General features: G+C 71.7%; 13 protein-coding genes and 1 pseudogene. 6 read left to right on the top strand and 8 right to left on the bottom strand.

The annotated features are described in order from the left end of the window. Positions 1-50 precede the first annotated feature (50 nt). The 3 genes and pseudogenes from OG625_RS05510 to OG625_RS05500 all read right to left on the bottom strand — a co-directional run bounded on the left by OG625_RS05510 (position 51) and on the right by OG625_RS05500 (position 2,450). Positions 51-464, bottom strand: coding sequence for an SHOCT domain-containing protein (locus OG625_RS05510; protein ID WP_329376945.1), 414 nt, complete (start codon positions 462-464; stop codon positions 51-53). Between the two features lie 85 nt (positions 465-549). Beyond that, a pseudogene (locus OG625_RS05505) lies at positions 550-938 on the bottom strand (class II glutamine amidotransferase). A 318-nt stretch (positions 939-1,256) separates the two neighbouring features. Further along, entirely contained in the window at positions 1,257-2,450 is a 1,194-nt protein-coding gene (locus tag OG625_RS05500) for a hypothetical protein (RefSeq protein WP_329376944.1), read from the bottom strand. Between the two features lie 642 nt (positions 2,451-3,092). Here OG625_RS05500 and OG625_RS05495 point away from each other — a divergent pair. Beyond that, positions 3,093-3,707, top strand: a complete 615-nt coding sequence (locus OG625_RS05495; RefSeq protein ID WP_329376943.1) for an HdeD family acid-resistance protein — start codon at positions 3,093-3,095, stop codon at positions 3,705-3,707. Here OG625_RS05495 and OG625_RS05490 read toward each other — a convergent pair. Next, positions 3,685-3,918: a hypothetical protein gene (locus OG625_RS05490; RefSeq protein WP_329376942.1), complete on the bottom strand. Its 234-nt coding sequence runs from the start codon at positions 3,916-3,918 to the stop codon at positions 3,685-3,687. The genes OG625_RS05495 and OG625_RS05490 overlap by 23 nt on opposite strands. Positions 3,919-4,034: 116 nt before the next feature. Between OG625_RS05490 and OG625_RS05485 the strand changes: the two genes are divergently transcribed. Next, positions 4,035-4,358, top strand: coding sequence for a carboxylate-amine ligase (locus OG625_RS05485; RefSeq protein WP_329376941.1), 324 nt, complete (start codon positions 4,035-4,037; stop codon positions 4,356-4,358). A gap of 191 nt (positions 4,359-4,549) precedes the next feature. After that, entirely contained in the window at positions 4,550-5,053 is a 504-nt protein-coding gene (locus OG625_RS05480) for a GNAT family N-acetyltransferase (protein ID WP_329376940.1), read from the top strand. A 46-nt stretch (positions 5,054-5,099) separates the two neighbouring features. On the opposite strand, the gene OG625_RS05475 is transcribed toward OG625_RS05480, so the two are convergent. Beyond that, on the bottom strand, positions 5,100-6,632 hold the full coding sequence (locus tag OG625_RS05475) for an amino acid permease (protein WP_329376939.1): 1,533 nt from the start codon (positions 6,630-6,632) through the stop codon (positions 5,100-5,102). Positions 6,633-6,760: 128 nt separating this feature from the next. Further along, a complete protein-coding gene (locus OG625_RS05470; protein ID WP_329376938.1) occupies positions 6,761-7,741 on the bottom strand; it encodes a hypothetical protein in 981 nt (326 codons plus the stop codon). A 341-nt stretch (positions 7,742-8,082) separates the two neighbouring features. Here OG625_RS05470 and OG625_RS05465 point away from each other — a divergent pair, with 341 nt between their 5' ends. Genes OG625_RS05465 through OG625_RS05455 form a run of 3 tightly spaced genes read left to right on the top strand, consistent with a single transcriptional unit; the run spans position 8,083 to position 12,121 of the window. Beyond that, the gene (locus tag OG625_RS05465; protein WP_329376937.1) at positions 8,083-9,519 is read left to right on the top strand and encodes an FGGY family carbohydrate kinase; all 1,437 of its coding nucleotides are present in this window, start codon (positions 8,083-8,085) and stop codon (positions 9,517-9,519) included. Beyond that, on the top strand, positions 9,516-10,916 hold the full coding sequence (locus OG625_RS05460; RefSeq protein WP_329376936.1) for an FAD-dependent oxidoreductase: 1,401 nt from the start codon (positions 9,516-9,518) through the stop codon (positions 10,914-10,916). Before OG625_RS05465 ends, OG625_RS05460 begins: the two co-directional genes overlap by 4 nt. After that, positions 10,913-12,121 carry an NAD(P)/FAD-dependent oxidoreductase gene (locus tag OG625_RS05455; RefSeq protein ID WP_329376935.1) on the top strand — a complete coding sequence of 403 codons (1,209 nt, stop codon included), beginning with the start codon at positions 10,913-10,915 and terminating at the stop codon, positions 12,119-12,121. The genes OG625_RS05460 and OG625_RS05455 overlap by 4 nt, the downstream gene beginning before the upstream one ends. An 89-nt stretch (positions 12,122-12,210) precedes the next feature. Here OG625_RS05455 and OG625_RS05450 read toward each other — a convergent pair whose 3' ends face one another. Both OG625_RS05450 and OG625_RS05445 read right to left on the bottom strand, forming a co-directional pair. Further along, positions 12,211-12,552 carry a MerR family transcriptional regulator gene (locus OG625_RS05450; protein WP_329376934.1) on the bottom strand — a complete coding sequence of 114 codons (342 nt, stop codon included), beginning with the start codon at positions 12,550-12,552 and terminating at the stop codon, positions 12,211-12,213. 196 nt (positions 12,553-12,748) lie between these two features. Then, complete coding sequence (locus OG625_RS05445) at positions 12,749-13,054, bottom strand: SCO5918 family protein (RefSeq protein ID WP_329376933.1); 306 nt, start codon at positions 13,052-13,054, stop codon at positions 12,749-12,751. Positions 13,055-13,098 lie beyond the last annotated feature (44 nt).

Raw genomic sequence — 13,098 nt, 5'->3', positions numbered from 1 at the left:
CTCGGCAGGATCTGCGCCTCCCAGTGGGCGTCCTCCGCCGGCGCCACTCCTCAGGATGTGAGGACCTTGGCCTTGGCCTGCTCGTACTCGGCTGCCGTGATGTCTCCGCGGTTCTTGAGCTCGGCGAGGCGGGACAGTTCATCGGCAGCGCTCCTGGTGCCGGCACTCTCCTGTACGTAGGAGCGGAACGCCTTCTCGTGCTGCTGGGCCCTCTTCATCTCGCGTTCGCCCATCCCCCGCCCTCGGGCGATCAGGTACACGAACACGCCCAGGAAGGGCAGCAGGATGACGAAGACAGTCCATCCTGCCTTGCCCCAGCCGTTCAACCCGTCGTCGCGGAAGATGTCGCCGATGACGCGGAAGAGCAGCATGAACCACAGCACCCAGAAGAAGCACAGCATCATGGTCCAGAACATGTTCAGCAGCGGGTAGTCCACTGCCAGATCGAGCATCGCGCCATTCATCGCCGGTCTCCTGTCGGTTGGGGCGGGGCCTGGTCACCAGTGCGCCGATGGCACCTGGGACGGGGGAACCACGGGCCCGTGTGCATCAGTCGCCGCGACATGCCGGTTCCGGCGTGAAGGGGTAGAGCTCGTCCGCCCCGGTCTGTACGATGCCGTAGCCGCTCTCCGGTACCTCGTTCCAGGCGCCGGGCAGGTCGCCGAGGGGTTCGTGGTCCCCTCGATGTCCGCGTACAGCGCGGGGCCGACGAGCAGGGTGAGGTCGCGGCGCATGAGGTGGAAGCCGGTGATGGCGCCGTTGTGCATGAACATCCAGCGACCGTGCCGGAACGGGTGGCAGTTCGACTGCTGCACCGCGGTGCCGGTCGACGCGCGGATGTGGGCGAAGAACAGCGACGAGCGGAGGGAGTGGGCGGGTTCGTAGAGGATGGTGTCGAGCAGCATGGGGGTTCCCGAGTAGGCGAGCCGTCTACACATGTGCGATCACCTGTGTTCCAACTGCTACCTGCCACCACGGGCGGAAATCCCTCTTGGGTCCCGAGCGGCCTCATCCGGCGTCGTCGGGTCGACCGTCACCTCTCTGCAGCGACGTGATGGCTCAGAACCCTCTGAGCCGTTTCCGAGGACAACCGCCGGGGTATCCCGCCCTGTCGCGGTGCTCCGGGCGCCCAGTCCCGGCACGCCCGCCGGACCGCCGCTTCTACGGCCCTCTCATTCTCCTGGCCTCCTCAGAAGATCGCCACGCAGGCGGCAACCCGGTACCCGTTCAGGCAGGTGCAATCACCAGGTGCTCGACTACCGTTCCGCCGGACGCTCCGCCTTCGTGCTCACCCGGCCGCCGGCCGCCAGGAGTGCGAGCACGGCGAGCACGGCGAGCAGGATGAGGGCCAGGAGCAGGACCGTGAGCACCGTGGGGTGGTTCCACAGGGCGAACACGAGGGCGAGGACCAGCAGCACTCCGGCGGTGAGCAGGCGCCGGCGGGCTTGCACCCACGTGCCGACCCGGCCGGTGTGCACTCCGTGGGCGGCGCCCCAGCCTGCTGCGGAGTCGGCCGCGCGCTCCGCCGTGCCTCGCACGCCACGGGGCAGTCGGCCGGCACCGGACAGGTAGGCGCCGAGGGCCACCACGACCCCGAGGACCAGCGCGGTGCGGATGCTGACCCTCAGGAACCGTACGAGGGTGTCGAAGATCGCCGCCGCGGCGGCGGGCGACTGGACCTGCTCCGGAAGGTGGTCGAGGTAGTAGCGGCGGGCGACGACGAGGCCGATGGCGAGGATCAGGCAAGCGGCGGCCGCGCACAGCATGGTGGTGACCAGCGCTCGGCGCCGACGCCGTGCGAGCAGCACCCCGATGGTGCCGAGGACCACCGTGAGCACGGGAAGCCAGTTGCCGAGGACGTCGAGGAGGTGGACGGCTCCTCTGATCTTCGCAAGCTTGTCGGACTGGAAGAGCACCATCTGCTTGTTGACCTCGGGGATCTTCTCGGCAGGAGCGAGCCCCGCCTTCACGAGGTCCTGCTTGACGTTCTCCACGGCTTCCCCGATGTCAAGCGTGACGGTGCCGCCCTCGACCTCCACAGCGCCACGGCCCTCACCGGTCAGCGCCCGCACCACGGAGGAGTGCGCAGCACGATTGGCGGTGGTCCAGACTTTCTCGAAGCGGTCGCTCTCCACGAGGCGGGTCGCCACCTTGGAGACAGCCGCGTCAGCGGCCGAGTCCAGCTGCGGGCCCAGGGCCTTGACCGCCGTGCCGACGCGGGCCGGCAGCCCCTGGGCCTGGAGCCAGGCCGCCAGGTCGGACGTGACCTGGGCGCCGTCGACCCGGACGTCGGCCGCCTCGGTAATACGGTGTACAGCGGCCGCCTCGATCGCCGGGTCGGAGGCGAGTGGGCTGACCGTGGACACGTACCGGTCGGTGTCCAGCACGATGTCGTGCACCCAGACGGTGAGAAGTGAGACCGGTACGAGGATGCAGGTCAGTGTGATCATGACGGCCGAAACGGTACTCGCCACGATCCGCCGGGCACCCCCTCCACCCGTCCGAACCCGTGCGGGCGAGACATCCGATGGATCCGGCGGCACACTCATGGCGCTCCCTGGGGACAACTGAGGCGAATGACCCGGCTCCCAGCCATTGGACACGCCGCACCCCGGGTCCGCGCGTTCAATTGCGCCGGCCGTGGGAGGCACCAAGCTGACCCACCGGTGGTTCGTTGGGCTTGCAGGTAGACGTCGGTCTCCGTCGGAAGCCCAGCTCCTGGGGCGCCGAGAAGCTTCGGCTCCGTACCACTCGTAGGACTGGCGTCGCGTGTCATATCCGGACGACCGGCGCGGCGAGCAGATGATCTGCGCCATCGTTCACGACGACCCGCAGTCCACATGCCGCTGAACAGCCAAGGGCGCTCCAAGGGCCCGGGGCTGCGTGTACCGGCAACGTGAGCATCGTGGCTTCCGAAGCTTGCTCAGGGCCTGCACAAAGGGCTGCAGTCGTTCCTTCATGCCGGGCGGCAAGGGCCTGGCAGGAGCAGCGAACCGTGTCCCACCGGCCTAAAATGGGCCTGACAGGCGAACACGGCATGTCCGATGGCTTTGAAGGGCCTCGAGGGTCCTTCGGCCGACCTGGGAGGCGTGATGACCGTATCCCCCGGCGCGGCACCGCATGGCGGGCAGAGCGATCCCGAGGACGTCCTCAAGCAGCTCGGAGGCTCGTGGCACTGGGCACTCGGTGTCGCCCTCGCGACCCTGATCCCGGGCATCCTGGTACTCGTCTGGCCCGACGAGACTCTGCACATCCTGGCTGTGATCATCGGTCTCCAGCTCCTGGTGGCAGGCGGGTTCCGTTTCGTCACGGCCTTCTCGCACAGCGGCGACGGGGGCGGCAGCAGGCTGGCGGGGATCCTGATCTCCATGCTGGCGTTCTTGGCGGGCGTACTGGTTCTGCGGCATCCGATGCAGACGATCGGCGCGCTGTCCCTGATCGTCGGAGTGTTCTGGCTGCTGACCGGAGTGCTCACGGCGTACGTCGCAATCGCCGACCGCGCGCTCGTGCACCGTGGCCTGCTCTTCGCCTTGGGCGCCCTCGGCGCCGTCGCCGGGATCGTGGTGCTCTGCTTCCCGGTGGACTCCGCGGTCGCCCTCACGCGACTGCTGGGGCTGTGGCTCGTCCTGCTCGGCGTATTCGAAGTGGTGATGGCCTTCGCACTGCGCTCCGCCACCCGACAGATCACGCCCACGCCTCCGGGGTGAGCCGCACACCGTGATCACTTTTGGGGTCGAGCAGGAGTACCTGCTGGTCCACCCGGACCCGCTCCTTCCCACTCCGCTCGTGTAGGAAGTACGTGCCACGGCCCGCCTGGCTCCGATCGCGGACGAGCGCGAGGTCCAGGACGAGCTGCTGCAGGCGCAGATCGAGGTCGCCACCCCGGTGTGCACGGCCCTGGAGGAGGTAGGGGGTCATCTCCCTGCGGCTGCGTCACGGGGTCGCGTCCGCTGCGCAGGCGAACGGCTGCCGCATCGCGATCTCCGCCACCGCACCAATCAGGGACGTGGCACCCGTGCCCGTCACCAACACCCGTGCCCGTCACCAGCACGGCGAGGTATCCGAAGATGGCGGGCGAGGCCCGCTTGCTGGTCGACGAGCAGCTGATCTGCGGGATGCACGTCCACGTGGGCGTCCCGGATCGGGAAACCGGAGTGGCCGTCCTGAACCGGCTGCGGGTCTGGCTTCCGAGGTTGCCGGCGATGTCCGCGAACGGGCCCCTGCGGGACGGGCGGGACACAGGGTTCGCCAGCCGGCGCACGATCATCTTCGGCCGCTGGCCGGTCAGCGGCCGACCACCGTGCTTCGCGGGGTTCCTGTCACTGCCGGCCGACGGTCGGCCCCGCGTCAGAGGCTGACGAGCACCCGTCCTCGGGGCCCTCCGGGAGGTGGGACGGAGCGAGGCTGGAGCCCAAGCCCTGGGGCGCGGTCTACGGAACGGACCTTGCGCCGTACCCAACCGGTCGGCGATTCTCGGCCGGCGCCCGGCAGTGCCGATGCCGGCGGATCCAGCTGTGGCTCGTGATGATCAGTGGGGCAGAGTAAGGGCATGTCAACATACGAGACGATGTCGTACCACCTGGAGACCGAGCGGCTGATACTGCGGCCGTGGGCCGAGTCGGACGCCGCCGAGTTCTGTGCCCTCCTCTCCGAACGCGGCAAGGGGACGCCCGAGATCGAGAACATCCGGACGTCCATCGCGGAGCTGCTCACCGCGACGGAGAGCACGGGGATCGCGCTGTTGCCCATCCAGCGCCGTGACGAAGGCGACTTCATCGGCTACTGCGGGCTGATCATCGGCCGCACCACCCTGGAAGAGCCGGAAATCGCGTATGAGTTGTTCCAGCGCGTGCACGGACGCGGCTATGCCACCGAGGCGGCCGCCGCGGTGCTCGAAGCCGCCATCGCGACGGGGCGCAAGCGGCTCTGGTCGACCGTCGGCACGTGGAACGCACCGTCGCTCCGCGTCCTTGAGAAGCTCGGGTTCGAGCGGGATCGTGTTTCCATGGAAGACAGCGGCGAAGTGGCTTGGCTTACGCGCTCGTTGCCGTGACGCGGGGAGGCGCGCCCCGGTTCGCCGGGGCGCGCCTGGGGGTGGATCAGACGATGCCCTCGGCGATCTCGGCCTGTTCCCGGGCGTTCCCGTACGCCGACGGGGTCCCGTACGAGCGTCGGGCGGCGTACCACCAGGCGCTGGCCAGGATCAGGACCACGGCCAGGGCGATCACCGCGTAGTTCATGGAGTCGATGGTGACCGGCGACTTCTGCGGCAGGCAGAACAGGACGGTCACGATGGCCACCCAGACGACGGCGATCCACCCGATGGGCTTGCTCCAGCGGCCCAGGCTCCACGGGCCGGGCTGGAAGCGGTTTCCGGCGCGCAGGCGCAGGTAGATCGGGATGGCGTAGGCCGGGGTGATGCCGATGACGTTGATGGCGGTCACGGCGCCGTAGGCGGTGGCGGAGTAGAGCGAGGGCAGGGCGAGGACGGCCGCGGCGGCCACCGAGAGCCAGACGGCCGGGACCGGGGTCTGCGTGCGGCTGCTGACCTTGCGCCACAGGGCCGACCCGGGGAGCGCGTTGTCGCGGCTGAACGCGAAGACCATCCGGCTCGCGGCAGCGACCTCGGCGTTGCCGCAGAAGAGCTGAGCGGCGATGACGATGAGGAGCAGGGCGCTGGCGCCGCCGGTGCCCAGGGCGTCGAGGAAGATCTGGGCGGGCGGGACGCCGGTGGCGCTGTTCTGGACGGCGGCGTAGTCCTGGATGGCGAAGGTGAGCCCCGCGAGCAGTGCGAAACCGGCGATCCAGGAGACCCAGATGGCGCGGACGATGCCCTTGGCGGCGGAGACGGAGGCGTTGGAGGTCTCTTCCGAGAGGTGCGCGGACGCGTCGTACCCGGAGAAGGTGTACTGGGCGAGGAGCAGGCCGACCGCCGCCACGTAGAACGGGTTGGCCCAGCCGGTGTCGTTGACGAATTCGGTGAAGACGAACGAGGGCGACTGGTGCCGGTCGGGGACGAGGGCCAGGGCGCCGACGATCACGGCGACGCCGGTCAGGTGCCACCAGACGCTGATGGAGTTGAGCACGCTGACGAGGCGGACGCCGAAGAGGTTGAGCACGGCGTGCAGCAGCAGGATGCACAGGAAGATCAGGAAGGTCGAGCCGGGGGTCGGCACGAAGCCGAACTGGAGGTTGAGGAAGGCGCCGGTGAACAGGGCGGCGCCGTAGTCGATGCCGGCGATGGCGCCGAGCAGGCCGAGGAGGTTCAGCCAGCCCGTGTACCAGCCCCAGCGGCGTCCGCCGAGCCGGTCCGCCATGTAGTAGAGCGCCCCCGAGGTGGGGTAGGCGCTGGTGACCTCGGCCAGGGCGAGACCCACGCAGAGCACGAAGAGGCCTACGCCGACCCAGCCCCACAGCATCACGGCCGGACCGCCGGTGCCCAGGCCGAATCCGTACAGGGTCATGCAGCCGGACAGGACGGATATGACCGAGAAGCTGATGGCGAAGTTGCCGAACCCGTCCATCCGGCGGGCGAGGACGGGCTGGTAGCCGAGCTCTCTGAGCCGTTCCTCCTCGTCCTGCCGGGGCGGGGCCTTGCTGTCCGGGCGGACGGTCGGCGTGGTGCGGGACATGGGGACGTACCTCCGGGGGTGCGTGCAGCAAGCGAACGGGGAGCGGGGGGTGGAGCTTTGGAGCCTTGGGGCTATGGGGTGGGGGGGGTGGAGCGGTGTGGTGGCGGGGGCGGGCGTCAGCCGGCCGGTCAGTCCCGGTCGGCCAGGCTGCGCGACCTGGCCCGCAGGAAGACGTCCGCGGCCTGTTCCTGGTCGGCCGGGTCGCGGGTCCGGTAGGCCCACGGCATCGTGGTCCAGTACCGGTCGATCGCGTCGAAGACCTGGGCCGCCTCGCCGAACCGGCTGGCGCCCCACAGGGCGTGGGCGAGATGGTTCAGGTCGAGCGGGGAGGCGCGCCGCGGGTCGACGTACCGGAACCAGGTGTCGAAGGCGTGACCGGCGTCGCGGACGGCGTCATCGGCGACCCAGTGGAGGTCGAGCGCCTTCTCCTGGCCGCGCGCGCGGCGGTAGCGTTCGACGCTCAGATAGAGCGGCAGCGCGTGGACGGGCGACCCGGGCGGAGCCGAACCAGCCGCCCACTGCACGAAGTTGGCGGCTTCGAGGAGCGGTCCCGTCGTACCCGTGCAGACGAACTGCAGCATCCGGTGGTACGCCTCGCGGTTGTGCGGGTCGCGTTTGTCGGCCTGCGCGAGGATGCCCCAGGGGCCGGGCGGCAGCATCGGAACGGGCGGCGGAAGCCGGTGCTCGTGCATCGAGCGCTGTTCGTCGAGGAGGGCGAGGGCGAGCAGGCAGACCCAGGGCACGGGGTCGGCCGGGCTGAGCTCGGCGGCGTCCCGGCAGGCCGTCCACGCCTCCTGCCACAGTTCGTGCGTGCGGGGGTGCCGTGCACGGTGGGAGCGGACGGCCCGTTCGACGACGACACGGGTGTGCATGACGGACGCGGCGACGCTGCGGGGTTCCTCGGCCCGCCAGGTCTCGACCACGTCCGATCCGGCCGCGACCGCGGCGAGCACCTGGGTGCGCTGGGTCCACAGCCCCCAGTCGAGGGTCCGGTCGAGTAAGTGCGCCATCGACAGCCAGCGGCCGGTGCGCAGGTCCTGCACGGCGACGCGCAGGTCGTTGTCGTGGCCGGCGGGGTGGTAGACGGGCCGGAAGTCGGCGCCCGCCATCACCTCGTCCCGGTCGACGGGTGTTCGGGGCGGGCGCGTCTCGCGGTGGTCGTGGTCATAGGTCCTCGCATCGCATGGCCGTCGCGCCGGGTGATCGGCGATCACTATAGAGCGACTATGAGCATTCGAGGCAGGGATCTTTTCAAATGCAACTATCAAGCCATGTGCAGGATATGAATTTGCGTCAGGTGGCAGGCCGGCCGCTCGGCCGGATCTTGTGGATCTTGACGGGCGAGGTCCGCTGGTGAAGGCTTCCGAGCGGCGATCACGCATGTGGACGTGAACGTGGATGTGGACGTGAACGCGCACGTCGATGCGCGGATACCAGGGACGGAGTGGTGATGACGGGCCCCGTGCTCGCTGTGGACCAGGGCACGTCGGGCACCAAGGCCCTCGTCATCTGCCCCGTACGCGGGGTCATCGGCTCCGCCTCCGCTCCCGTACGGCCCCGGTACCTGCCGGGCGGCCGCGTGGAGGTCGACCCCCGTGAGCTGCTCGACTCGGTCGTCGACGCGGGGCGCGCCGCCCTGGCCGCGGCCGGCGAGCCGGTGGTGGCGGTGGGCCTGGCCAACCAGGGCGAGACCGTACTCGCCTGGGACCCGGCGAGCGGCGAACCGCTGACCGACGCGATCGTCTGGCAGGACCGCCGGGCCGAGCAGCTGTGTACGGAACTGGCCCCGCACGCCGCGTCGTTACGGGAGCTGACCGGGCTGCCGCTCGACCCGTACTTCGCCGCGCCGAAGATGGCCTGGATACGCCGCAACCTGACCCGGCACGGAGTCGTGACGACCAGCGACGTGTGGCTGGTGCACCGGCTGACCGGTGCTTTCGTCACCGACGCGGCCACCGCGGGCCGCACCCAGCTGCTCGACCTCGACACCGTCGACTGGTCACCGGCGGCACTCGACGCCTTCGGCCTCACCGGCGAGCGGCTTCCGGAAGTCGTCGACGCGGACACCCGCATCGGCACCACCACCGCCTTCGGGCCCCCGCTTCCCCTGACGGGCCTGCTCGTCGACCAGCAGGCCGCGCTGCTCGCCCAGCGCGTCACCGAGCCCGGCACCGCCAAGTGCACTTACGGCACAGGGGCGTTCCTCCTCGCGCACACCGGACCGCGCCCCCGCCGCAGCACCTCCGGACTGGTCGGCTGCGTCGCCTGGCGGCTCGCCGGGGAGACCAGCTACTGCCTGGACGGGCAGGTGTACACGGCCGCCTCCGCCGTACGGTGGCTCACGGACCTCGGGGTGATCTCCGGCGCCGAGGACATCGACGTCGTGGGAGGCACCGCCCCGGACGCCGGCGGGGTCACCTTCGTCCCCGCGCTCGCCGGGCTCGCCGCCCCCTGGTGGCGGGGTGACCTGCGGGGTTCGGTCACCGGCCTCGGCCTCGACACCACCGCCGGGCACCTCGTCCACGCGCTGTGCGACGGCATAGCCGCGCAGGTGGCGGAGCTCGCGGACGCGGTCGCCGCCGATCTCGGCGCCCCGTTGGCGACCCTGCGCGTCGACGGCGGCCTGACCAGGTCCGCGCTGCTCATGCAGGCACAGGCCGATCTGCTTCAGATACCCGTCGAGGTGTCGGCGCTCCCGGATGCCACCGCGCTCGGCGTCGGGGCGGTGGCCCGGCTCGGCCTCGACCCCTCGCTCACCGTCCACGAGGCCGTCCCGGAATGGAAGCCCTCCGCCGTCTACGAGCCGAGGGCCGGCTCCGGGGATGCGGCCGAACGCCGCGCACGGTTCCGGACGGCCGTGTCGGCCCTGCTGGACGGGCCCGCATGACCGTCACCACCGCCGGCCCGCTGCCCCGCGGCGAGGCGTACGACGTGACGGTCGTCGGCGCCGGCGTGGTCGGCTCGGCCATCGCCCGCGAACTGGCCCGGCTCCCGCTGCGGATCGCCCTCGTCGACGCGTCCGACGACGTCGGCAACGGCACCTCCAAGGCCAACACCGCCATCCTGCACACCGGTTTCGACGCCGTACCCGGCTCCCTGGAGTCCCGGCTCGTCCGCGAGGGGCAGCGGCTGCTCGCCGCGTACGCCGCCGAGAGCGGCATCCCGGTGGAACCGCTCGGGGCGCTGCTCGTCGCCTGGAACGAGGAGCAGTACGCCGCCCTGCCCGGCCTCGCCGAGAAGGCCGTACGCAACGGATATCGGTCGGCCCGGATCCTGCCCGCCGGAGAGGTGCGGGCCCGCGAGCCCGAGCTCGGGCCCGGAGTGCTGGGGGCGCTCCAGGTGCCGGACGAGTCGATCATCTGCCCCTGGACGACCACCCTCGCGTACGCGACGCAGGCCGTGCGCGCCGGTATCGACCTGCACCTCAACTGCCCCGTGTTGTCGGTCACTTCGGGAGATCCGCACGCGCTGGCCACCGGCCGGGGCCCGCTGCGCACCCGGTACCTGGTCAACGCGGCCGGCCTGTACGCCGACGAGATCGACCGGTTCCTCGGCCACGAGGACTTCACCGTGACTCCCCGGCGCGGCCAGCTGATCGTCTTCGACGAACTCGCCCGTGGCCTCGTACGCCACATCCTCCTGCCGGTGCCGGACGCGCGGGGCAAGGGAGTACTGGTGGCGCCGACCGTGTACGGGAACGTGATGCTCGGGCCGACCGCCGAGGATCTGGCGGACAAGACAGCCACGGGGTCCACCGCCGAAGGGCTCGCGCTGCTGCGGGAGAAGGGCCGGCGGATCCTGCCGGCGCTCCTCGAAGAGGAGGCCACCGCCGTCTACGCCGGACTGCGGGCGGCCACGGGCCAGGAGGACTACGCGATCCGGGCGCATCCCGCGCAGCGGTACCTGACTGTGGGCGGGATCCGCTCCACGGGTCTGACCGCCTCGATGGCGATCGCCGCCCACGTGGTGGAACTTCTCGCCGACGGCGGTCTGCCGGTGGCCGGCGCGCGGGAGTTGGAGCCGGTGCGCATGCCGAACCTCGGCGAGGCGTTCCCCCGGCCGTACCGCGACGCGGCGATGATCGCGGCGGACCCGGAGTACGGCAGGATCGTCTGTCACTGCGAGCGCGTGACCCGCGGGGAGATCCGCGACGCGCTCGCCGGGACCGTCCCGCCCGGTTCGCCGGACGGCCTGCGACGCCGCACGCGCGCACGCGGCGGCCGCTGTCAGGGCTTCCACTGCGGGGCCGCCGTCCGCGCGCTGTTCGAGGAGGCCCGCCGGTGACGCCCGAGAGCCGTACGGGCGTCCTGGTCGATGTACTGGTCGTCGGCGCCGGCCCGGCCGGACTGGCGCTGGCCGCCCGGCTGGCGAACGCGGGCGCCGGGCGGGTCGAGGTCCTGGAACGGGAACAGGACGCCGGCGGGATGCCGCGCCACCTCCACCACGGCGGCTTCGGGCGGCCGCCGCGCCCCTGGCTCCGGGGGCCCGAGTACGCACGGCGGTCGGTGGAGGCCGCGGTCGCCGCCGGGGCCGCCGTCCGCACTGGCGTCACCGCCACGGGCTGGGCCGGGCCGCTGTCCCTGGACACCACCGGCCCGGCGGGCCTGGAGCGGATCACCGCCCGCGCCGTGGTCCTCGCCACGGGCGCCCGGGAGCGCCCGCGCAGCGCCCGGCTGGTGCCGGGCTCCCGGCCGCAGGGGGTGCTGACCACCGGGGAACTGTTCCAGTCGGTCCACCGGTACGGCCTGCCCGTCGGCCGGAGGGCCGTGGTGGTCGGCGCCGAGCCGGTCGCCCGCCACGCGGTGGCGACGCTGCGGAAGGCCGGTACGGACGTGGTGGCGATGGTCACCGGGCACTCGCGCGCCGCCGCCGTGCCGGGGGTCCCGCTGCTCACGGCGACGACGGTGGGCGAACTGCGCGGCCGGGGCCGGCTGACCGGTGTCGCGGTCCGCCACCGGGACGGCCGGTCGGGGGTCCTCGCCTGCGACACGGTGGTCTTCACCGGCGACTGGATCCCCGATCACGAGCTGGCCCGCCGCGGCGGCCTCCCGCTGGACCCCGGCACCCGGGGCCCGTGCGTGGACGCGTCCTTCCGTACGCCGACGCCGGGCGTCTTCGCCGTCGGCAACGCCCTCCACGGCATCGAACGCGCGTCCACCGCGGCCGGGGAGGGCGCCGCCGCGGCCGCTCCGGTACTGGCCCACCTGGCGGGCGCTCCCTGGCCGGAGCCGGGCCCGCCGCTGGAAGTCCGGGCCCCGTTCCTGTGGGTGACGCCGAACCGGGTCACGGGCCTCACCGGGCGGCCGCTGCTGCTGCGCTCCGGGGAACCGCTGACCGGCCCGGTGGTGACGGTGCGCCAGGACGGCCGGCTGCTGTGGCGTCGGCGGGTCGTGGGCCCGGTCTCCCCGTCCCGGTCGCTCCGGCTGCCGCCGGGGTGGACGGCCCGGGTCGACCGGTACGGCGGCCCGGTCGTGGTGGGCACCGGCTGAGGCGGGCGGGGCCGGGCCCGGCCCGGGCGGGGCGCCGCGCCGGGCATCGGCGTCCCCCTTCTGGCGGCGGGGCCCAGGACCGGTCCGGGTCAGTCGGACGTGTCGGGTGGTGGCGTGCCCGCGGCGCGGCGGAATTCCTCGTTGAGGCGCTGGGCCTCTTCGAGCTGGTCCTCGAGGATGACGATGCGGCAGGCGGCCTCGACCTGCATGCCCTGGTCGACGAGTTCCCGGGCGCGGGCCGCGATGCGCAGCTGGTAGCGGGAGTAGCGCCGGTGGCCGCCTTCCGAGCGGAGCGGGGTGATCAGTCGGGCTTCGCCGATGGCACGGAGGAAGCCTGGGGTGGTACCGAGCAGCTCGGCGGCCCTGCCCATCGTGTAGGCGGGATAGTCATCGTCGTCGAGCCGGTCGCCGAGCGAGTCGTCCGCTGTCATCTGCACCTCTTCTTGGGAGCGCGTCGAGGGGCCCTGGTGCCGTACGGCACCAGGGCCCCGGAGGAAATTCAACACCATCCGCCGACCTTGGTGTGTTTCCGTCCCCGCGCGGGGGTGCTCGTGGGCGCGGACGCCGCGCACGGCGAAGGCCCCGACCGGCGTGTGCCGGTCGGGGCCTTCGGGTGGTTCTGCAGCCTCAGACGGAGACGGGGCTGCCGAGCATCGCGGACGCCTGCTGGAGCGGGCTCAGGGCCGGCGCGGGCGGCTCGGGCAGGCCGCGGACGGTGAAGCCGAGCTGGATCATGGCCCGGATGACCTCACCGGCGCTGAAATCGCGGCGGTCCTGGCGGGTGATGACCTGTCCCACCTGCATGACGGGGTAGACGCGACGGCCGATGATCACCGATTCGCCCACGACGGTTTCGGGCTTGACGCCCTTCATCGATTCCAGCACGCCGGCCTTGGTGAGGTCGAACGGGAACCGGGCGATGACGCAGCGCATGATGCCTCACTCACGGGAAGAAGGGGGAGAGGGGAAAGCGGAAA

This window comes from Streptomyces sp. NBC_01351, from assembly GCF_036237315.1.
Classification (GTDB): Bacteria; Actinomycetota; Actinomycetes; order Streptomycetales; family Streptomycetaceae; genus Streptomyces.
The sequence above is the reverse complement of the archived record's forward strand: the minus strand, read 5'-3'. Positions and strand labels throughout refer to the sequence as shown.